The following is a 20,106-nucleotide window of genomic DNA, read 5'->3' as shown; positions in this document are numbered from 1 at the left end:
GAGGTGGGTTTCCTGAACGGTTATGAACGGAGGCTGTCGAGCAGATGAACGATGCCCGACGCCGGATTGCGGATGAACGGGATGGCCTTGTCGCGAACGGCTTGCCGTTCGCCCTCATCGAGATATTCGACCGGTGATTTGCCATCGACACGTGCCAGCATCAGGCACGGAAGAAGCGCGGCGACGCGCTGCTCGAGGCCGACGCGATGGGCGATGGGGAAATGGGCAATCCAGGTAGTCGCGAAACCCTTCGCCTGATTGATCAGTGTACCACCGAGCGCCGGCAGGTGGATGGATTTGAGCACAAGGTGGTTGAGGCAGAAGGCGGCGTCGAAGGCCGGGTCGCCACACCATGCGCACTCGGCATCGAGTAACACGGGGTGGCCATCGTGACGGTTGACCAGGATGTTCTTTGGGCTGACGTCGCCATGCACCAGCGCGACCCTGGTGCCCGCGGTGATCTTCAGCACGGTCAGGAATTGCTCGCTCAGTTCTGGATGGCGACCGGCGGTGTACCGAAGATAGGGATCGAGCCTGAGGGCGTCGAACATGACGTCGGTTCGGAACTCTGCCTTGGGCCACACCTGCAGGAAGCTGGCCGCATGGATGCTGCCCAGAGCATCGGCGACGGCCACCGGCACGGCGGGGTCGGCGCGGCCCGCGAGGAGTTCGGACTTCCACAGCACGTAGTCTTCGGGCGGCAAGTATTCGAGCAGCGCGACGCCGTGCTCGCGGTCCTCGCCGATCACTTGGGGCGCGGCGCCGGGGACGATGGCGTTGGCGCGACGGAGCCAGGCGACTTCGTAATGGTTGCGCTCGAGTGGCGCCTGCCAGTCGGTCGCGACTTTCAGCTTTTGCAGGGCCCGCTTGGCGCAGTATTGGCGGCCGTCGTCGAGGCGGATGCGGACGATATCGGAGGAGACCCCGCCGGTCAGCGGCTCGACGGTGACAGTCTTGCCGGGGTCGATGCCGGCGGCAGCAAAAATCGGGGGGAGCAGCGCTTCCCAGGTTAGGTCTTTCGTCTCGCTCGGCATCCTATCCTTCCCCCATCCCTTGACTGGTATGGTAGCGGATGGGAGGCATTGGAACAATCGACCGGCTGATCAGGCTTTGGTCGGACGAAGCGCTGGAGGAGCGGGAAAGATGGGACGGCTCGAGGGGAAAGTAGTGTTCATGACGGCGGCGGCTGCCGGCATCGGCGGGGCGGCGGCGACGGCGTTCGCGCGCGAGGGGGCGCGGGTGATCGCCACGGATCGCGACGCCGCGGGGATTGCGCTGAAGGGCGAGGAACTCAAGGCGATTTCGGCCGGGCACGAGGCCTATGCGCTCGACGTCACCGACCACCTGGCGTTGCGCGAGGCGGCAGCGCGGCATCACGACGTCAACGTGCTCTATAACGGCGCCGGCTGGGTGCACCAGGGCATGCTGGGGACCACGACGCTGGAGGAGTGGCAGCTCAGCTTCGATATCAACGTGACGCCGATGTTCGTCTTGACCCAGGCGTTCCTGCCGGCCTTCATCGCGCAGGGCGGGGCCAACATCATCAATGTCGCTTCGGTCGCCTCCTCGATGAAGGCGGTGCCGAACCGGGTCAGCTACATGTCGAGCAAGGCGGCGGTGATCGGGTTCACCAAGTCGGTGGCGTTCGACTACATGAAGAACGGAATCCGGGCGAACACCATCTGCCCCGGCAGCGTCGACTCGCCGTCGCTGCACGAGCGGGCGAACGCGCTGGGCAACCATGACGAGGTGTGGAAGACGTTCGTGGCGCGCCAGCCCATGGGCCGCATGGCGCAGCCCGAGGAGATGGCGCATCTGCTGGTGTATCTGGCCAGCGACGAGAGCGCCTATGCCACCGGCTCGAACTTCGTGGTGGATGGCGGAATCACGATGTAGGCGCGCGCTACGTGCTTGGCGCGTAGGTGGCGAGCAGCCAGGCGACGATCGCGGTGCGATCGAGCAGCTGATCGGCGGGTGGGGTCGAGACCGGCCTGATGGCGTGGCGCTGCAGTGCGGCGTTGAGGGCCAGCGGACGGTTCTGCGGATTGACCACCGCGAGGGTGCGGTCGGCAATCTCGGTCGCCAGCGTTTTGGACATGGGTTTGGTCAAGTTGGGATCATCCGTTTTGTCTTCCTCCTCCAGCCGGCGTTCGAGGCGATTGACGAAAGCATCGCTGGTCGTGTGATCGCCGCTCTTGGCCGCGGCCGCAACCAGTCTTTCTCCCACCTTCCTCGCGTCCTCGAGCGGCCAGGTCTCGGCGATCCGGAGATAGGCGCCGCGGAACCTGGCGTCGTTCAGATGCTCCAGCCAAAGCTTGGGCTCCAGCCTGAAGGCCGCGGCGATGAAGAAATCCCACACACGGTCGTGGCGAAACTGGAGTCGTTGCACCTCACCGTCGGCGGTGTAGGCGCTGCGCTCGACGACCAGTCGCCATTTGCGCAGGCTGCGGATCTCATCGACGAACTCATCCTTTCCGAACCAGTTGCGGTCTTCGAGGCGCATCTTGATTGCACTGTCGCCAAAGGCCAGCAGCGGGAACTGCTGGCCGGCATGCAGCACCCGAAAGCCGTCGTCCTCGTCGGTATCGGCCAGGTGGAAGGCCTCGTCGATAAGCGCCGTCGCCTTCGGCATCGTACCGTTGGCGAGGAGATCTGCGGCGAGGGACAGGTCGAAGGGGTTCGACAGCATCAGGGCGGCGGCCTGCGACTCATCGGTGGGCACCAGATCCAGCGCCTCACGCAGGAATTCGTCGACGGCCTCCCCGTAACGCTTGCCGTGGCGCGGCGATTCAGAGTCGGCGCCTACTGGTCGCGACTTCAGGAACTCGGCAGCCAACTCCCGGCGCAAGGGCTGTAGCGTAAGGCGTGTGGAGCCGGCGGGCTCGGTCCAGTCGATGGGCTGGGTTCCGACGAAGATGTCGCCCCGCGCCCCCTCGCGGGCAAATGTCCCGATGTTCTCGCGGGTGCCGGCCGAGACCTCGTTGAGGCCGTCGATGATGACGGTCAGGGCCCGGATATGGACGAGGCTCTTGATGAAGTCTGCTTCCTGAAGCCGGTGGATGCGCTCGGCGATGGCGACATCAACCCCCGCGGCGCAGTCGCGCGCATTGAGGAAGGCCACATGCGGCCGGTTGATGGCTAGCCATCTGAGGGCGCTGGATTTCCCGAGCCCGGCTTCGCCGCGGACAACGACGATGCCGTGCAGGTTGGGCAGGATGTTCTTGAGGGGTGCGGGTTTGGCTTCTCCCAGTTCCGCTTCGCCGCTGTCGAAATAGCCGAGCCTTTGGACGAAGCCCTCGGGGTTGGCATCGCGGATGAGGTCCTCACGGAAGGTGTCGAGGATTCGCCCGCGGAAGTATGGCACCGCGAACAGCAGCAGCGGCACGGTCCAGACGCTCAGGTATTCGCGCAGCTTGGGATTGTAGAAGAAAGCGGCCTGCACCACCGGCGAATAGGGGAAGACAAGCAAGAGCGCCGCCCAGAAGGCGATCCAGCCAACGACGCCGTAGCTCAGGGAATTGAAGATGGGGACCCGGCTCTCCGCCGCCAGGTGATCGCCAAGCGGCTGCTGGTAACTGGAGCCGGCCTGGATGAAGCTGGCGTGGACCTGCTCGATGGTGGCCCGCTGTGCCGGCGTCCAGCAGGTCCGGAAGCTGCCGGTGGTGGCTATGTCGACGACCGCGCCGATCGCGCCATTGAAGAGCTGCTGGAGGAAATTGGTTCCGGCGGGTTTGCCGCAGGCGGCATAGATGATGCGCATGATCACCTCCTCTGCCTCCTTGCGAGCCGAGGATTCCGCGGCCAGCGCTTGCCAGTTGGAATGGATCAGCCGGATGGCCGCGCTGGCCTTGACGGGATCGGCGGAGACAGCCGCAATCGCAGGCTCCATGGGCGCTCCCAGGAGGGAGAGCAGCAGGGTGCTGTCAGGGTCGTCGCCAATCGCGATGTGAGCGGCGGCGCGGAACTTGGGCACCGATTTGTCGCTGCGCGTCTGGATCAGCTTGATCGCCGCGATCGTCCCGGGCACCCCTACGGGGCCGAAGCTGGCGATGCCGTTGAGGGCGGCTGAGTTCGCCGATTTCAGGCTCGATTCGCGCAGGCCCAAAATGGCGCCGATGACTTCGGCGAACTTGTACTTGGAGGGAGCCGCGCTCAGGACATGGGTGGTTGCCAAACCGCCTGGTGATGCACCGATCTGCGGCAGCAGTGCGTCGACCATCTTGTCTGGTGCAACGTCGAACTTGAGCGCGCCGATCGCATCGATGATCGAGGCGCGAGAACCGGGGAGCAGCGGAAGGAGAGCGTCCAACACCTCATCCTTGTCCAACTCGCGTCCAAGGGTCGCCAACCCATCGATCGCCGCGTCCCGAATGTCGGTGTTTTCGGACTTGAGCAGCACGAGAAGGCGGTCCGCTACGTCTTTGCGCGCTTCGCCGGCGGCCAGTGTTGCCAGGGTTGCGAGCATCTCTGGTTGGCCCGGGTTGGCCGGATCCGCCAGCGGCAGAAACCGGTCGATCACCTGAGCCTTGCGTGTCCCCAGTGGCAGTTTCTCAAACAGGTATGCCACCTCGCGTTGCAGTGGGAGGTTCTCAGTCGCGAGCAAAGGCAGCGCGACGTCGATCACCCGGTCCCGCTGCGCAGGATCATGCGTTGCAAGTTCGGCGAGGGCCTCGGCGGCGATGCTACCGTTCCCCTCGCTCAGGACAGCAAGAATTTCGGGGTAGAGTTGGGCGGTGCGATCGCCCAGCGGCATGGTCGCCAATGCGGTCGCCGCTGCGGCCCGGGCGTCGTACTCCTCCTCCTGCTCGATCACCGCCTGGAGAGACGTGATGATCGCGTCGGCCTTTGAACCCAGATCTGTGGTGCCCAGAGCGGCGGCTGCCGCGACCCGTCGGGTTCCCTTGAGTTGGAGCCGCAGGGCTTCAACCACCCGTGGCGCATCGTCACCCAAGGGCATCTTGCCCACGGTCGCCATCGCGGCGGCGGCAAGCTCGGCGTTGGCGCCGCCGAAGAGTTTCAGCAGTGCCGACACGGCCGCCTTTCTCGACGAACCATCGGGCGGGATGTCCGCCAGCGCGTTGGCGGCGACCCGCGCGACGATGGGATCGGGCTGCTGAAGATGCTTGATGAGTGTGTCGACGATAACCGGCCGCCGATCCCCCAGATCGTGCCTAGCAAGCCCCTTGGCCGCGGTTATCCAAGCGATCGGATGCTTGTCCGCGGCGGAAATTAGCCGATCGGCGACGATGCGGGCCAGGTCCGGAGAGGGCACGGCATCAACTGGTTCGGGACCAACGATTACATCAGGGTCAATGACGTCGTCGCGATCAGGCAAGATCGACACCACAGCATCGGCGAAGCTCGCCTTCTGCTGCGCGTTCAGAGGCAGCTTGGCGAGCGCGATCAGGATGTCGGACTTGATACCGTTGCTGGTCTCTGCGTCGAGTTGCTCGAACAGTGCGGCAATGATGCGCGCGCCTTGAGTGCCGTGCTCCATCGTCCCCAGGGCCGATATCGCGTCGACGTCGCCTTTTGCTGCAGCCTCGATCAGGCTGTCGACGATCCGGTGGGTGTCGGCCCCCGAGGGCACGACGGCAAGGGCTTCGAGGGTGGCGCGCCGTGCCGATGAGGTTTCCAGGAGCTTGAGCAGCCGGTCAACGACATGCGTGCTTCTTTCGCCAAGGGGTACGTCTGCCACCAGGTGGCCGGCGAAGATCACGGCTTCTGCTGCGACCTGTTCGGAAGGATCGGCGAGCGCGGCCTCGAAGCCCTTCACCATCCAATCCTTGCTTGGCAGCGAAGTCGACTGGGCGAATACAGATGAAACGAGGCACAATGAGCCGAAAATCACGCAAAGGATCGTACGCATTGTGCTTCCCCCCAAAGAAGTACAGGCTACGGTGGTGATAGACTGCCATGTTCTATGCGGCCTCGAACAACGTCAAGTCCGACGGGGGCAAATAACTTCACAGCCCGAAGGTCAGCTGTTTGTCAGCCGCGCGCCGATAAGCTCCTGCGATCGGATCGCAGGTCGGTGCGGGGACGATGCCTCGGTATGAAGTGACGCTCTACGATTTCCTGGCCACGCCGCCGAGCGCCAGCGCGCCGGAAACAGTGGACGCTCCGGATGCGATGGCGGCGGCGCGGCGGTTGGTCGACGTGCCGCTGGAACGGACGGGGTATTTTGCGAACCTGGCGGCCGAGGTGAAGCGGTTCGAGGGCGTGAGGGTGACCGAACGGGTGATGCTGTACCGCAAGCTGGCGTGATCGGGGCTGTTGCCCCACGCAGGCAGCGATCGCTCCGCCCGCCCGTCAGCGCAGGACGCGATAGCGCAGGTGGACCATGCCAGCTTCGCCTTCGAGCACCCGGCGTGACGATCCCGGTTGACTCGGCCCTTGGGGCCGCTCCGATAAGGGAGGCGGTCAAGCAAATGAAGGGTGATTCCATGGGGTCCTCGACTGAGTTTCTGAACGCCTCCGATGCCGCCGGCCGGCTCGGAGTTTCCGCCAAGGCGCTACGGCTTTACGAGCAGCGCGGGTTGATCGTGCCGGTGCGCACGGCGGCCGGGTGGCGCACATATGGGCCGGAGCAGATGGCCAGGGCCGGCGAGATCGCGGCGATGCGGGCGCTCGGCCTGAGCCTTGCGCAGGTGGCGCGGGTGCTTGGGGGAGATGCACGGGAGCTGGAAGCATCGCTGGCGGCGCATCAAGGCGTGCTCGAAGGCCGGATGCAGCAGCTGTCCGGAATGATGGAGCGGCTGCGGCAGCTGCGCGAGCGGCTGAGGCGCGGCGAGGCGCCGGTGAGCGGCGAACTGGCGAGGCTGATGACGGAGCCGGCGCGGAGCGTCGGGTTCGAGCTGCCGTGGCCGTGGGGCGGCGAGCGGTTCGAGCTGGGCCAGATCCGCGCGATCAACTACATCATCGGGCCGCTGGGGAGCGGCAAGACCAAGCTGGCGCGGAAGCTTGCGGAGGCGGTGCCGGGGGCGATGTTCCTGGGGTTGGACCGGCTGGTGGATGGCAGCGCGGCGGAAAGCCGGATGGCGGGGGATGCCGGGCTGAAGCAGCGGGTCGCGGCGACGCTGGGTTGGCTGGTAGATGATGGCGCGACGGAGTCCGAGGCGCTGACGGCGCTGGTGGCGGGGCTGGAGACGGATGGGCCGGACGTGCTGGTGATCGACATGATCGAGCAGGGGCTGGACCAGGCGTCGCAGGAAGCGGTGATCGCGCACATGCGGCGGCGGGGCGAGGGGGCACGGCCGCTGTTCGTAATGACGCGGTCGAACGCGATCCTCGACCTGGGGGCCGTGGGGGCGGATGAGGCGATCATCCTTTGCCCGGCCAATCACAGCCCGCCCACGGTGGTGGCGCCCTATCCGGGCGCCGCGGGATATGAGGCGGTGGCGACGTGCCTCGCCTCGCCCGAGGTGCGGGCGCGGACCGAGGGGGTTATCGCCTGGCGGCCGCAGGTGGCTTGAGGGGAGAGGACGGGGTGAGGTGATCACCCCGCCCGTATCTGAGGTTGTGGCCATGCGGGGGAGGACCGGGCCTCCCCTTACGCCTTCCAGGCGCCGGCGATCTGGCGGGTGGCGGCGTTGAGGCGGTTCCACAGGTTGATGCTGGCGATGGAGAGAACGAGGGCGCCCAGCGCCGCTTCGTCGTAGTGCTCCTTGGCTTCGTCCCACACGGCATCGGGGACCGGGTCGGGACGGTCGCTGATGCGGGTCACGGCTTCGGCGAGCGCCAGGGCGGCGCGTTCCGGGGCGGTGAACCACGGCGCCTCGCGCCAGGCCGAGACGGCAATGATGCGGCGGTCGGTGTCGCCGAGCTTCTTCAGGTCCGCCGCATGCATGTCGACGCAGACGCTGCAGCCGTTGATCTGGCTGGCGCGCAGGTGAACGAGGGCGTGGATCAGGTGTGAGACGCCGTCATTGGCCATGGCGGCGCGGCTGATGGCCTGCAGGGCCGGCATGGCGTCGGGGACGGCGAAGGCGGGGTTGGTCATACGGGCTTGCATGTCGGTTCTCCGGTTTTCTCGTGTGACGGAGCGGATTCTCGGCCGGTGCTGTCACACCCGGGCGATGACGTTCGTCAGTGCTATGACGGAGCGCGATCGAGGAATGTGACGATGGACGAAGAGAAAATCCTGGCCGGCCGGTTCGAGGCGGATCGCGGGCACCTGAGGCGCGTGGCCTACCGGATGCTGGGCTCGGCGACGGAGGCCGAGGATGCGGTGCAGGAGGCGTGGCTGCGGCTCAGCCGTTCGGACACGAGTGGGGTCGGCAATCTCTCGGGCTGGCTGACCACGGTGGTGGCGCGGGTTTGCCTCGATATGCTCAGGGCGCGGAAGTCACTGCGCGAGGAGCCGCTGGATCTGCCGACGGCGGCGGAGACGCTGGCCGACGGGAACGATCCCGAGCGCGAGCTGGCGATGGCCGACTCGCTGGGGGTGGCGCTGCTGGTGGTGCTGGAGACGCTGCCGCCGCCGGAGCGGGTGGCGTTCGTGTTGCACGACATGTTCGACCTGCCATTCGAGGAGATCGCGCCGATCGTCGGCAAATCCACGGAGGCGGCGCGACAGCTGGCGAGCCGGGCACGGCGGCGGGTGAAAGGTGGATCGGAGAGCGTCGAGCCGAGCCGCGAACGGCATCGCGAGGTGGTGGAGGCCTATCTCAGGGCATCGCGGGGCGGGGATCTCGCGGCGCTGCTGGCGGTGCTCGATCCGCAGGTGGTGCTGCGGGCCGACCGGCTGGCCGTGCCGGCTGGGGTGGCGTTGGTGGCGGCGGGCGCCGAGAGTGTCGCGCCGCGCGCACTCGCCGGCTTCATGCCGCAGGCGCAGCTGGCGCTGGTCGATGGCCAGGCGGGCATTGTGGTGATGCGGGATGGGCACCTGTTCCGCGCGCTGCGCTTTACGGTGGTCGGGGCGCGGGTGACGCAGATCGAGGTTGTCGCCGACCCCGAGCGGCTGGCGGGCTTGGAGGTCGAGGCGCTGCAGTAGCGGGCGCTCAGCTTGCGGCGGGGGCGAAGGCTTCAATCTGCTCAATCACCTCGTCGCGGGCGCGGATGGCGCGCTGGCGCCAGTCGGCCGGCGAGACGCCGCCCAGACCGAGCAGGACGCGCAGCATATCGGCGCCGAACAGGCGGTCGATGAACAGGGCGCCGAGGCGCTTGTGCTCGGCTGTGCCGAGGTCGCGCGACTCCGGCTTTTCGGCAAGGACCACTTCGGCGAACTGCTCGAGGTGGCCGACGAAGCCGCTATAGGCGGTCTCGCCCAGCTGCGGGAAGCGTGCGGTTTCGGCCATCACGGCCCGCATCAGCGCCACCGTCTCGTGATTGGCGAGCCGCGCCTGGGCGATCATGCCGACCTCGACCAGCACCTCGGCCAGCGGCCGCTTCATCAGCTCGATGAACCCGGCCTGCTCCTCTTCGTCATTGGGATCGCAGGCGCTGGCGATGACGGCGGCGAACAGGTCGTCCTTGCTCTCGGCATGGCGATAAAGGGTCATGATCGACACGTCGGCTGCCGCCGCGATCGATTCCATGCTGGCGCCCTCGAAGCCCTGCTCGAGGAAAATATCCTTTGCCGCCGCGAGGATAGCCGCGCGCTTGCGCGCCATCAGCTTCGCCTTGGGGTGATCGGCAGCCCAATCCTTCATGCCCGCTTGACCTTCAAACGATAATGCTCCATATCGTATCGCGAAACGATAGTGTACCCTATCGTATCTAGTGATGAACAAACCCTGGAGCAAGTCCTATCATGAAAGCGGTCCGTCTGCAGTCCTATGGCGATGTCGATCAGTTGCAGCTTGAAGACGTCCCGGTGCCCACTCCCGGCGCCGGCGAAGTGCTCGTCAAGCTCGAGGCATCGGCCGTCAATCATTTCGATCTCTTCGTCCGGCAGGGCTATATGGCCCAGATGATCCCGCTGGCGCTGCCGGCGATCCTGGGCGGTGACGGCGCCGGCACGATCGCGGCGGTCGGGCCTGATGTGAGCGGCTTTGTGGTGGGCGATCGGGTGATCGCCAATTTCCCGGTCAACGGGGCGGGGGCGCATGCCGAATACGGGGTGGCCTCGATCAATGGCGTCGCGAAGCTCCCCGCCAACGTGAACTACGAGACCGGCGTGACGCTGCCGCTGGTGGGGCTCACCGGACGGCAGGTGGTTGACGTGCTGGGCGTCAAGGCTGGCGATCGCGTGCTGGTCGCCGGCGCGCTGAGCGCGGTCGGGCGCGTCGCGGTCCACTATCTGAAGCAACTGGGCGCCAAGCCCGTGGCGGGCGTGTTGCCCGATGAGTTGGCCGAAGGCGAAAAGCTCGCTGGCGAGGCGCTGGATATCACCGTGGCGCCGGGCAAGGCCGAGTTCGACTTTGCGGTTGCCGCAGTGCAGCCGGCGGCGGCCAACGCGGTCAAGCATGTGCGCGACGGCGGCAAGGTCGGCTCCTCGGTGCAGGCGCCGGAGGGTGCCAACCCGAATGTCACATTCCAGACCGTCTATCACCAGCAGGACGGCAAGCAGTTGCAGCAGATCGCCGACGCGGCGGGCCGTGGCGAGCTGACGATCCCGGTGGCAAAGACGTTCGCCCTCGCCGAACTCGGCAAGGCGCACCAGGCGCTCGCCGCCGGCCCGCGCGGCAAGATCGTCGTCACGCACTGAGAAAATCCAGACCTCCGAGGACAATGAGATGACTGTCGAAGCCGGCGCCGTGCGGCGCACGAACTGGTTGAATATCGGACTGTGGGTGGCGCAAGTGCTGCTCGCCGTCATGTACGTGATGGCGGGCTGGATGAAGCTCAGCCAGCCGATGGCGGGACTTGCCGCCATGGGCATGGGCTATGCGACGACGCTGCCGGAACTCTTCGTCCGCTTCGTCGGGCTGATGGAAGTGCTGGGCGCGATCGGGCTGATCCTGCCGGCGGCAACCCGCATCCTGCCGTTCCTCACGCCGTTGGCGGCGCTGGGGCTGACGATCGTGCAGGTGGCGGCGATTATTCTCCACGCCACACGCGGGGAAACGGCGATGACGCTGCCGATCAACCTGGTGCTGCTGGCGCTGTCGCTCTTCGTGCTGTGGGGCCGGACCCGCAAGCGGGTGATTTCGCCGCGCTAGGATCGCGAGGGGAGCGGGCGTGCCGTTCCCCCCTTTCGCCCCGGTGATGCAGCCGCTACAGAGGCTCCGCCATTTATTGAGGAGCATCCGATGAGCATCACCCGTTACCAGCCCGGCAAGCGCATGAGCCAGGCCGTCGTCCACGGCAACACCGTCTATCTCGCCGGGCAGGTCGCGACCGACTACAACGGCACGATCGAGAAGCAGACCGGCGAAGTGCTGGCGGCGATCGACAAGCTCCTCGCCGACGCTGGCTCGAGCAAGTCCAAGGTGCTGTTCTGCCAGGTGGTGCTCAACAACATCGCCGATTTCGCGGCGATGAACACGGTCTACGACGCGTGGATCGATCCGGCCAACCCGCCGGCCCGCGCGGCGATCGAGGCGCGCCTGGCGCACCCGGCGCTGAAGGTCGAGATCATCGCGATCGCGGCGCTGGACTAAAGGTTAGTGGCCGCCCGTGCCTAGGGCCGCCCCCGCCACCATGCTTCGCATGATCTCCCTCCCCCGCCACGCGGGGGAGGATCACCGATAGGCTGGTGCCGACTACTTCGTCTTCTTGGCAGGGACGGCGGCTCTTGGCTTGGTCGCGGCTTTCTTGGCGGGTTTGGCTTCCGCCTTGGCCTTCACGGGCTTTGCGTCCTTTGCCAGCTTTGGCGATTTGACGGCGGCCGGCATGGCGCTGGGGTTTTTGCCCTTGGTGGCCTTGGCGACACCGTTGGCGGTGGCTTCGGCGAAGGCATGGGTCGCCTCTTGGTGAGCGAGGCGCCAGTAGTGATCGTGCTTGCCGTCAGGGCGGCCGTCAGCTTCCCACATGTAGTAGGCGCGCTGGCGGATGGCGTCGTCGTTGACCATGGCAGCGGCGTCGGCTGCCTTCGATTTACCGGGCAATTGTCATTCCCCCGAAGTGAGGGGCGCGACCGGGATGGCGCGCCAACCCTAATGCAGACCACATCAGCCTAGCAGCGACGGCGCGCGACGCGAAGAGGCGTTGCTGCAGGCGAGCTATGAACGGCGCGTACAGGGCGCCAGTTCCCAAGCGACCCGTGTCGGGCCGCTTTCGAGATTGACGGTGGGCGGCTAAGGTTTGCGCGCCGGGATAGGAGAGCACGCATGAGCCGATCGTTCGACGCCATCGTCATCGGGGGCGGGCAGGCCGGCCCGTTTCTCGCAGCGCGGCTGGCCGACGCGGGACGGCAGGTGGCGCTGGTCGAACGGCGGTTCATGGGCGGCACCTGCGTCAACAATGGCTGCCAGCCGACCAAGACCCTGGTGGCGAGCGCGCGGGTGGCGTGGCTGGCGCGGCGGGCGGCGGATTTCGGGATTTCGACCGGGCCAGTGAGCGTCGACATGGCGGCGGTGAAGGCGCGCAAGGAGAAGATCGTGCTGGCCTCGCGCCAGGGGCTCGACGACTGGATGGAGTCGACGCCGAACATCACGGTGTTCCGCGGCTCGGCGGCGTTCGTTTCGCCGCACGCGGTGGAGGTGAATGGCGAAGTGCTCGAGGGGGCCGAGATCTTCCTCAATACCGGCGCAAGGCCGGTGGTGCCGGACTGGGCCGAAGGCGTCCCCCACCTCACCAACATCTCGGTGCTGGAGCTCGATATCCTGCCCAGGCATTTGGTGATTGTCGGCGGGTCGTATATCGGGCTCGAGTTTGCGCAGATGTATCGCCGCTTCGGGGCCGAGGTGACGGTGCTGGCGCGCAGTCCGCGGCTCGCGGCCAAGGAGGATGAGGATGTGTCGGCGGCGATCCGCGACATTCTCGAGGGGGAGGGGATCCGGGTCATCACCAATGCGGGCTGCATGGCGGCCGAGCGGCGGGGCGACGGCGTGGCGGTTCGCTATGCGGCGGGCAGCCAGGAAGTCGAGGGCAGTCACCTGCTGCTGGCGGTGGGGCGGGTGCCCAATGTCGAGGATCTGCGGCTCGAGAGGGCCGGCGTGGCGCTGGACGACGAGGGGTTCATCGCGGTCGACGACAAGCTACGGACCAACCGGCCGCATATCTATGCGCTGGGTGATGTGAACGGGCGCGGGGCGTTCACCCACACCTCGTACAACGACTTCGAGATCGTGTCGCAGAACCTGCTCGACGGGGCGGACCGCAAGGTGAGCGAGCGGGTGCCGGCCTATGCGCTCTATATCGACCCGCCGCTGGGGCGGGCGGGGATGAGCGAGGTGGAGGTGCGGAACTCCGGGCGGCCGGCGCTGGTCGCGGTGCGGCCGATGACGCGGGTGAGCCGGGCCAACGAGCGGGCGGAGAACCTGGGGTTCATGAAGGTGTTCGCCGATGCGGAGACCCGGCAGATCCTCGGGGTGGCGCTGCTGGGGATCGAAGGCGACGAGGTGATGCAGTCGCTGCTCGAGGCGATGGCGGCGGGGGTGAGTGTCGACACCATCATCCGCACCATGCATGTGCACCCGACGGTGAGTGAACTGGTGCCGACGTTGCTGGGTGACCTCAAGCCACTAGTTTAGTGACGGCCGCCATCTGGCGATCAAAATCGGCGCGCCAAATTGACTCTTCGTGGACCCGAATCAATGGTGGGGGCATGGGAGAGGCAGCACTCAGCGATACAGTCATCTCGTTCCGCCTGGCGCGGGCCGAGGAGTTTGCGCGGCAGTGGAAGATCAACGCCAAGCGGCTGCAGAGCCTCGCCAACAATCCGCAGACTCCGGACTCGGTGCGCAGCGATGCGCTGGCCGAGGCACGGACGGCGGCAGGGATCGTCGGGCAGCGGGCGACGGACCTGGCCGAACTCGCCAAGCAGCGCGGGTTTGCTGCCTGGGAGTCGGACCCGAAGGTGGCGCCGCTGGTGGTCGAGATCCGGGCGGTGGAGCATGCGCTGAGCTATGCCGCGGATGCGTTGAGCAAGTAGCTCAGACGCGAAAAACTGTGGCCGGCCAGTCACATGGCGGCAGGCTCCCACTCTTGTATCGGCGCGCAGGCTAGCCAGCGGACGTGGTCTCAGCTAGCAGCAGGTCACAGGTTCCCGAACGATTTCGGGAACAGCGTCACAGTGGACCACACCTTATGAACAAGCTCATTCTTGCTACCGGCGTAGCGCTCTGCGCGCTCTCCGGCACTGCCTTCGCCGCTGACCTGATCGTCGACGAACCGGCGATCGCGGCGGCGACGGCCGATGTCGGCGTGTACCTGCAGCTGCTCGGTGGCGCGGCCTTGCCGGGCACCTACGACTACAACGAGGGCGACAATCTGTTTGATCTCGGCGCCGGCGGCGCGGTCGCCGGGGTGATCGGGTTCGGTACCGGCCTCGAAGGGCTGTCGGTGGAAGCCGACTTCTTCCTTGCGCAGCGCGGCTATGTGTCCGGCATCGACGACTACGACCTCACCACCGGCACGGCGATGGCGGCACTCAAGTATACCGTCAGCCTCAATGACGGCGTCGACCTCTATGGCGCTGTTGGCCTCGGCGGGGTGTACCTGCGCGACCAGGAAGCCGGCACCGACAATGTCGATGTCGAAGGTTGGGGCGCGGGCTACCTGGTGAAGGCCGGCGTGACTGTTGCGGTTGCCGAGCAGATTAGCCTCGTGGGCGAAGTCCGCTATGCCAACTCGTTCGCGCCGATCGATAGCACCAACAATGGCAATGTCGGGCAGGCCGGCACCGCTGCGGTGCTGGTGGGTCTGCAGATCGGGTTCTGATCCGGTCGACAGGTTCAAAGGGCCTCCCTCGGGAGGCCCTTTTCTTTTACTGCCCCATCTGGATGACGGCCTTGTCGGGGAGGGCAACGGGGGGCATTTCGGAGAAGGTCAGGGCGCCGGGGTCGCCGATGTTTTCAGCGCCTTCGCCGCCGCTGGCCGAGAGGTTGGCGTTGCCGTCAGTGTTGATGGCGCCCTGACCCTGTTTTTGCGCGGTCTGGGCGGCGTTGGCCTCAGCGTTGCCGGTGGCGGCGAACTGGCCGAGGACCTTGCCGCCGCCTTCGATCTGCTGCTGCGCCGAGGCCACCTCGGTGGCGATCTCGACCTTGTAGGGGACCTCGAAGGCGCGGGGCGGGCTGATGACGATCTGGCGGTCGTCGACTTCCTCGACCCAGAGGTAGATGGCGCCGGGCAAGTTGTTGAGCTTGTCGGGCTCGACGATGCGGGTGGCGAGAAGGCCGAAGCGTTTGGGCATTTCGCCGGGGCTGGCCCAGCCCACGAGCCCGGTCATGGTGAAGTACAAGACCAGCACCGAGCCTAGCGTCACGACGATGGCGGCGGCCTTGATCCACCACGTCCACAGCGACGTGAGGTTGAGACTGAGCAGCAGCAGCGCGAGGACGAGGAACAGCGCGACGGCGCCGACGATGATCAGCGGGTTCACTTGCGCACCGCCTGGATCAGCGACACCGGCACGGTGTTGATGTTGCTGACAGCGCCGTCTTTGTCGAGGCTGAAGCGGACGACGGTTCTCTCGTCGCCTTTGTGATCGAGCACGAGCGTGTCGTAATAGACCACCGAGAGCTTGGGGTTGATCTTTTCGACCTTGATGGTCACCGGCACGGCGGCGGCGCTGGGGTTGGTGAAGTGGTAGATATTCACCGCGTAATCGCCCGGCAGGATGCCGCGGACCGTCACGGTTTCCTGGTTCAGCGCAATGTGGTGGGTGACGCCGTTGACGGTGACTTCGTCGAGATAGTTGCCGCGGTCGTCGCGATCGAGGGTGACGAACCCCTTCTGCATCGAGTGGTACCAGACGACGTTGCCGGTCGGGTCCTGCACGTAGGTGTCGATGTCGTCGTCGTTGTCGTCGGGCCAGGTGGTGGTGATGATGAATTCGGCGTTGGTGTCGATGATGCCCGACTCGGCGTCCGGCCGGATCAGCGCGAAGGCGACGAACACCATCATGGTGAAGCCGAGCAGCACGTTGAACAGGATGTCGGTGAACGGCACAAAGGTGCCGTCGTCGCTTTCGGCGCCGCTGAAAAGGCTAGGGCCGTCCATCGTGGCTCCGCTCGATGGCGGGGACGACGTGGATCTCGGAGACCTCGGCGATGAGGGAGAACAGCTCGCCGATGGCGCCATCGAGCTGGAAATACTGGAACTTGAGGACTAGCGCTGTGGCGATGCCGGCGACCGTGACGTTGAGCGCAACGGCCATGCCGCCCGTCATGCCGGATAGTGCGCCGCGCAGGGTTTCGGCGTCGAACGAGGTGAGGCCGGCGATCGGGATCAGCATCAGGATGAAGCCGATGGTGGTGCCGAGGAGGGCAAGGCGGAGCAGGCCCTCGGAGACGAAGAGGCCGATCTTTTCGCGGGAGCGGAGCTTGTCGGCGACGGTGCGGAGCAGCAGGGTCTGGTCGAGTTGGCCCTTGCCGCGGATATCGGCCTTTTTCACCAGGTTGCCGACATGGGCGGTGAGCAGGCCCGGTTCGAGCAGGGTGCCGGCGCCGGTGAGGACGTGCACGCCGGCGAGGCGGAAGCCGGTGGCGCTTTCGGCCTCGATCACGGCGCGGGCGCGGCGGGCGGCGATCAGCTCGCGGCTGATGTCGATAGCCTGCACCAGGCAGTGAAGGCTGGTGATGACGAAGATGGCGAAGATCAGCAACGAAATGCGGGTGTGGTCGGAGGCGAGGACCGAACCGAGAAAGCCGAGCTGCCACAGGGTGAGGAGGCCGAGCGCGACGAGCACGTTGACGATCAGCCAGCGCAGGACGGGGGTGTAGTCGCGCCGCTCGATGGGCGGCCCGATGACCGCTGCTTTCACGTCGTCCAAACCCGTTCCTCCGCACCCGACCGGCTCGCTTCGTCCGGGGCGAGCTCGATGCCGCAACCGCTAGCATGAGGGGGAGATCGTCTCCGCCTATGCATCGCATTGGAAATGCCAACGTGGCCTGCAGCCCTTGGCCTTTAGTGGCGCGACAAAGGTGCCGATTGCTGCTGCCCGCAGGAGCAGTCAGGCTGGTGTCGGGCACAGTTGAGGACAGGCCAGATGGCGGAGTGGCGTGAGCATCAATATCGGCGGCTGATCGATGCCGAGACGCATGCGCGGCCGGTGCTGGGCATGACGCCGCCGATCCGCATCCGGCGGCTGGCGTTCATGAGCGCCGATGGCGGCGCCGACCTCAGGGCGCTGCACAGCCAGATGGGCGTGGTGGCCGGGGTGGCGCCGGAAGGGCCGGCCTGGGCGCGGCAGCTCGCCTTCAGCCGCGACGGGCGACGGGTGACGTGGGAGCTACACAACGAGTTCGCCACCATGACCTGGACCGGGGCGGCGGATGACTGGGACGCCAAGCCCGCGGGGATCGGGCTCGAGCTGCACGAGAAGCTGCTGCTGGTGTTCGCGACACGCATCGACGTGATGCCGACGGACACCATTGGCGAGGCGGCGCTGGCCGGGTTCAACCCGCTCAGCCTCTGCTACTCGTCGATCTTCGACGACGGGGCGCAGGCGGCGACCGACTTCCACCTTGATGCCGACGGGTTCACCCGCTTCGAGGTGGCGGCCGGGCGGAGCGGTGAGCTCAGGATCGGGGTGATCGTCCGGCGGCTGTTGGAGATCGAGACCTACCGGACGATGGCGCTGATCGGGCTGCCGCTGGCGCGGGAGCTGGGCGGGCGGGTGTCGGGCTATGAGCGGCAGCTGGCCGGGATCATGCAAGCCGTGGGGGAGGGCGACACCGCCGAGGACCACGAGGTGTCGCTGGCGGCGCTGCATAAGTTGAGCGTCGAGATCAGCCGCACGGTAGAGGAGACGAGCTTCCGCTTTGCCGCGACGCAGGCCTATGGCGAGGTGCTGGCGGAGCGGCTGACGCGGCTGCGCGAGCATGCGATCGGTGAGTTCACCACCATCGAGCGGTTCCTCAACAACCGGGTGCACCCGGCGCTCGCCACCTGCAAGGCTATGGAGAAGCGGCTGACGGCGCTGACGCAGAAGGTGCAGCGCTCGATCGAGCTCTTGGACGCGCGGATTACGCTGTCCATCCAGACGCAGAACCGCTCGGTGCTCGATGCGATCAGCAAGACCGGGCGCAGCCAGTACCGGCTGCAGCTGACGGTCGAGGGGCTGTCGATCATCGCCATCTCGTATTACGCGCTGGGGATCCTCGGGTACATCTTCGAGGGGCTGCACGAGGTGCTGCCGTTCACCAAGGGCGAGATGCTGGCGGTGGCGGCGCCGGTGGTCGTGCTGCTGGTGTTTCTGGGGATCCGGCGGCTGCGGAACCGGCATTTGTGATCGCCAGCTTGGCAACGACCACCGTCGCTGGGTGGAGCGCGCTCGGATGCTAAGCAAGTGCTGTGCCAGCGTTTTTTGGGCTAAGCACGCCCCGGCGGCGGTGCGACGTGTCGTCGCTTGACCGCAACCAACGCCGTCGCCAGAGATTTCCCAACGTGATTGACGCCGGGCCATCCGGCGCGCGCTTGGAGGAATGTGAATGAAAGTCCTGGCCCTTGGTTTGGTGATGTCGGCGCTGCTCGCCGGTTCGGCTTTTGCCGAAGGCGACGCGGCAGCAGGCGCCACCGTGTTCAAGAAGTGCGCGTCCTGCCACGCGGTGGGCGAGGGCGCGAAGAACAAGGTCGGGCCTGAGCTGAACCTGCTCATCGGCCGGACTGCCGGCACGGCCCCGGACTTCAAGTATTCCCAGGGGATGACCGATGCCGGCGCCGGCGGGCTGGTGTGGTCGGCCGAGACGCTGCACCAGTTCCTGGTTAAGCCGAAGGACTTCGTGAAGGGCACCAAGATGAGCTTCCCGGGGCTCAAGGAGCAGGCGGACATCGACAATGTCGTTGCCTACCTGACCACCTTCTCGGCTGCCGCAGCTCCCGCCGATGGCGCGGCGCCCGCCGCGCAGTAAGTCAAATCTGACAGCGTTATCAGAGCCCTCTCCTGAACCGGGGGAGGGCTTTTTTGTGCACCCCACAAATGGGGGGCATGCGACGTTCTATTAGCTTATCGAATGTGAGGTATTGTGCTGACATAGAGGGCCAGAAATCAGGGCCCTCATGGATATCACGCTCAAGCAGATGCAGATCTTCCGCGCCGTGGTGATCGCAGGATCGATCACCAAGGCATCGCGGCGCGTCGGGCTGAGCCAGCCCTCGATCAGCCAGCAACTGGCGAAGCTCGAAGAGCGGCTGGGCACCCAGCTGATCAACCGCAACCGCACCGGCACGGTGAGCCTCACGCCGTCGGGCGAGTACTGGTTCAAGTTCTCCGACGATGTGCTGCGCAAGTTCGACCAGGCGATCGACGAGCACGAGAAACGCTATGTCGATAGCCGGGTGTTTCTCAGGATCGGGCTCTCGCCGACGCTGCGCGGGCGGTTCCTGTCGGCGGCGGCGCGCATCGCCAGCGATGAGCAGGGTTTTGCCAAGTTCGAGGTGAGTTACGCGACGACCAGCAGCGAACTGGTCGAGCAGTTGCGGCTGCACCAGCTCAACTGTGTGATCGTCAATGACGAGGCACTGGCCGAGGATCGCTCGTCGTTCGCCACGTCGCTGCTGTTCCGCGACCCGATGGTGCTGGTGGTGCCGGCGGATTTGCCGGAGGGGATGCTGGAGAGGGCGCTGACCAAAGGGGTCAAAGCCTCGCAGCTCGATGCGTCGCTCACCCGCTATGTCGAGATCAGCGCCAATGTGCCGATGCGGCCGGTGTCCGATGCCTGGTACCGCGCCAACCTGCCTTACGCGACGCCGACCTTCTCGGCGATGACCTACGTGGCGGCGACCGACATCGTGGCGGAGGGACTGGCGACCACGCATGTGCCGCTGTCGCTGCTGCCGAGCCTGCCCAATTCGGTGCGGACGCGGCTCAAGGTCCATACGCTCCCCGGCATGGACCGCTCGATCGTCCTTGCCATGCCCAAGCACCTGATGACGATGCCGGGCTATGCCAATATCTTCAGGCGGCTGACCGATTTCTGCCGGCATGAGTATGCCCAGAACGTCCCCGCCGACAGTGTGCTGGAACTGCCGGTGCCCGAACGGGCGCGGCCGGAGAAAGAGTTGGCCGGGGGCCGTGTGGCTGCCGGGGTGCAGCAGAATTACCAATAGATGACA

At 66.2% G+C, this 20,106-nt stretch carries 21 protein-coding genes; 13 read left to right on the top strand and 8 right to left on the bottom strand.

Annotated elements, in window-relative coordinates; translation table 11 throughout:
* Positions 1-20 precede the first annotated feature (20 nt).
* Positions 21-1,034, bottom strand: a complete 1,014-nt coding sequence (locus AC1DWU_RS02615) for a phosphotransferase family protein (RefSeq protein ID WP_477148394.1) — start codon at positions 1,032-1,034, stop codon at positions 21-23.
* A gap of 109 nt (positions 1,035-1,143) precedes the next feature.
* Between AC1DWU_RS02615 and AC1DWU_RS02610 the strand changes: the two genes are divergently transcribed.
* Positions 1,144-1,896 (top strand): SDR family oxidoreductase, encoded by a 753-nt coding sequence (locus AC1DWU_RS02610; RefSeq protein WP_477148393.1) that lies wholly within the window; start codon positions 1,144-1,146, stop codon positions 1,894-1,896.
* 7 nt (positions 1,897-1,903) lie between these two features.
* Here the strand turns inward: AC1DWU_RS02610 and AC1DWU_RS02605 are convergent, their stop codons facing one another.
* Entirely contained in the window at positions 1,904-5,869 is a 3,966-nt protein-coding gene (locus AC1DWU_RS02605) for an NACHT domain-containing protein (protein WP_477148392.1), read from the bottom strand.
* A 176-nt stretch (positions 5,870-6,045) separates the two neighbouring features.
* On the opposite strand from AC1DWU_RS02605, the gene AC1DWU_RS02600 reads away from it, so the two are divergent.
* The gene (locus tag AC1DWU_RS02600) at positions 6,046-6,267 is read left to right on the top strand and encodes a hypothetical protein (RefSeq protein WP_477148391.1); all 222 of its coding nucleotides are present in this window, start codon (positions 6,046-6,048) and stop codon (positions 6,265-6,267) included.
* A 179-nt stretch (positions 6,268-6,446) separates the two neighbouring features.
* Entirely contained in the window at positions 6,447-7,475 is a 1,029-nt protein-coding gene (locus AC1DWU_RS02595) for a MerR family transcriptional regulator (protein ID WP_477148390.1), read from the top strand.
* 77 nt (positions 7,476-7,552) lie between these two features.
* Here the strand turns inward: AC1DWU_RS02595 and AC1DWU_RS02590 are convergent, their stop codons facing one another.
* A complete protein-coding gene (locus AC1DWU_RS02590; RefSeq protein WP_477148389.1) occupies positions 7,553-8,014 on the bottom strand; it encodes a carboxymuconolactone decarboxylase family protein in 462 nt (153 codons plus the stop codon).
* 111 nt (positions 8,015-8,125) lie between these two features.
* Here AC1DWU_RS02590 and AC1DWU_RS02585 point away from each other — a divergent pair, with 111 nt between their 5' ends.
* Positions 8,126-8,995 carry a sigma-70 family RNA polymerase sigma factor gene (locus tag AC1DWU_RS02585; protein ID WP_477148388.1) on the top strand — a complete coding sequence of 290 codons (870 nt, stop codon included), beginning with the start codon at positions 8,126-8,128 and terminating at the stop codon, positions 8,993-8,995.
* Positions 8,996-9,002: 7 nt separating this feature from the next.
* Here AC1DWU_RS02585 and AC1DWU_RS02580 read toward each other — a convergent pair whose 3' ends face one another.
* Positions 9,003-9,653, bottom strand: a complete 651-nt coding sequence (locus tag AC1DWU_RS02580) for a TetR/AcrR family transcriptional regulator (RefSeq protein WP_477148387.1) — start codon at positions 9,651-9,653, stop codon at positions 9,003-9,005.
* 101 nt (positions 9,654-9,754) lie between these two features.
* On the opposite strand from AC1DWU_RS02580, the gene AC1DWU_RS02575 reads away from it, so the two are divergent.
* The 3 genes from AC1DWU_RS02575 to AC1DWU_RS02565 all read left to right on the top strand — a co-directional run bounded on the left by AC1DWU_RS02575 (position 9,755) and on the right by AC1DWU_RS02565 (position 11,546).
* Positions 9,755-10,651, top strand: a complete 897-nt coding sequence (locus AC1DWU_RS02575) for an NADP-dependent oxidoreductase (protein WP_477148386.1) — start codon at positions 9,755-9,757, stop codon at positions 10,649-10,651.
* Between the two features lie 28 nt (positions 10,652-10,679).
* On the top strand, positions 10,680-11,105 hold the full coding sequence (locus AC1DWU_RS02570) for a DoxX family protein (protein WP_477148385.1): 426 nt from the start codon (positions 10,680-10,682) through the stop codon (positions 11,103-11,105).
* A 90-nt stretch (positions 11,106-11,195) separates the two neighbouring features.
* Positions 11,196-11,546, top strand: a complete 351-nt coding sequence (locus AC1DWU_RS02565; RefSeq protein ID WP_477148384.1) for a RidA family protein — start codon at positions 11,196-11,198, stop codon at positions 11,544-11,546.
* Positions 11,547-11,648: 102 nt separating this feature from the next.
* Here AC1DWU_RS02565 and AC1DWU_RS02560 read toward each other — a convergent pair whose 3' ends face one another.
* Positions 11,649-11,993, bottom strand: a complete 345-nt coding sequence (locus AC1DWU_RS02560; protein WP_477148383.1) for a DUF2934 domain-containing protein — start codon at positions 11,991-11,993, stop codon at positions 11,649-11,651.
* A 222-nt stretch (positions 11,994-12,215) separates the two neighbouring features.
* Between AC1DWU_RS02560 and AC1DWU_RS02555 the strand changes: the two genes are divergently transcribed.
* The 3 genes from AC1DWU_RS02555 to AC1DWU_RS02545 all read left to right on the top strand — a co-directional run bounded on the left by AC1DWU_RS02555 (position 12,216) and on the right by AC1DWU_RS02545 (position 14,769).
* A complete protein-coding gene (locus AC1DWU_RS02555; protein ID WP_477148382.1) occupies positions 12,216-13,580 on the top strand; it encodes an FAD-containing oxidoreductase in 1,365 nt (454 codons plus the stop codon).
* Between the two features lie 74 nt (positions 13,581-13,654).
* Entirely contained in the window at positions 13,655-13,981 is a 327-nt protein-coding gene (locus AC1DWU_RS02550; protein ID WP_477148381.1) for a hypothetical protein, read from the top strand.
* A gap of 155 nt (positions 13,982-14,136) precedes the next feature.
* A complete protein-coding gene (locus AC1DWU_RS02545) occupies positions 14,137-14,769 on the top strand; it encodes an outer membrane beta-barrel protein (protein ID WP_477148380.1) in 633 nt (210 codons plus the stop codon).
* A 46-nt stretch (positions 14,770-14,815) separates the two neighbouring features.
* Here AC1DWU_RS02545 and AC1DWU_RS02540 read toward each other — a convergent pair whose 3' ends face one another.
* Genes AC1DWU_RS02540 through AC1DWU_RS02530 form a run of 3 tightly spaced genes read right to left on the bottom strand, consistent with a single transcriptional unit; the run spans position 14,816 to position 16,822 of the window.
* A complete protein-coding gene (locus tag AC1DWU_RS02540) occupies positions 14,816-15,430 on the bottom strand; it encodes a hypothetical protein (protein ID WP_477148379.1) in 615 nt (204 codons plus the stop codon).
* Positions 15,427-16,050: a hypothetical protein gene (locus AC1DWU_RS02535; protein ID WP_477148378.1), complete on the bottom strand. Its 624-nt coding sequence runs from the start codon at positions 16,048-16,050 to the stop codon at positions 15,427-15,429. Before AC1DWU_RS02535 ends, AC1DWU_RS02540 begins: the two co-directional genes overlap by 4 nt.
* The gene (locus AC1DWU_RS02530) at positions 16,037-16,822 is read right to left on the bottom strand and encodes a hypothetical protein (protein ID WP_477148377.1); all 786 of its coding nucleotides are present in this window, start codon (positions 16,820-16,822) and stop codon (positions 16,037-16,039) included. Before AC1DWU_RS02530 ends, AC1DWU_RS02535 begins: the two co-directional genes overlap by 14 nt.
* Before the next feature lie 216 nt (positions 16,823-17,038).
* Between AC1DWU_RS02530 and AC1DWU_RS02525 the strand changes: the two genes are divergently transcribed.
* The 3 genes from AC1DWU_RS02525 (at position 17,039) to AC1DWU_RS02515 (ending at position 20,100) form a co-directional block, all read left to right on the top strand.
* A complete protein-coding gene (locus AC1DWU_RS02525) occupies positions 17,039-18,283 on the top strand; it encodes a DUF3422 family protein (RefSeq protein WP_477148376.1) in 1,245 nt (414 codons plus the stop codon).
* A 199-nt stretch (positions 18,284-18,482) separates the two neighbouring features.
* Positions 18,483-18,902 (top strand): c-type cytochrome, encoded by a 420-nt coding sequence (locus tag AC1DWU_RS02520; RefSeq protein WP_477148375.1) that lies wholly within the window; start codon positions 18,483-18,485, stop codon positions 18,900-18,902.
* A gap of 148 nt (positions 18,903-19,050) precedes the next feature.
* Positions 19,051-20,100 (top strand): LysR family transcriptional regulator, encoded by a 1,050-nt coding sequence (locus tag AC1DWU_RS02515; RefSeq protein WP_477148374.1) that lies wholly within the window; start codon positions 19,051-19,053, stop codon positions 20,098-20,100.
* The last annotated feature ends 6 nt before the right edge of the window (positions 20,101-20,106 follow it).

Source organism: Devosia sp. P2_G7 (assembly GCF_056403495.1).
This window is presented reverse-complemented; position numbering and strand designations above follow the sequence as displayed.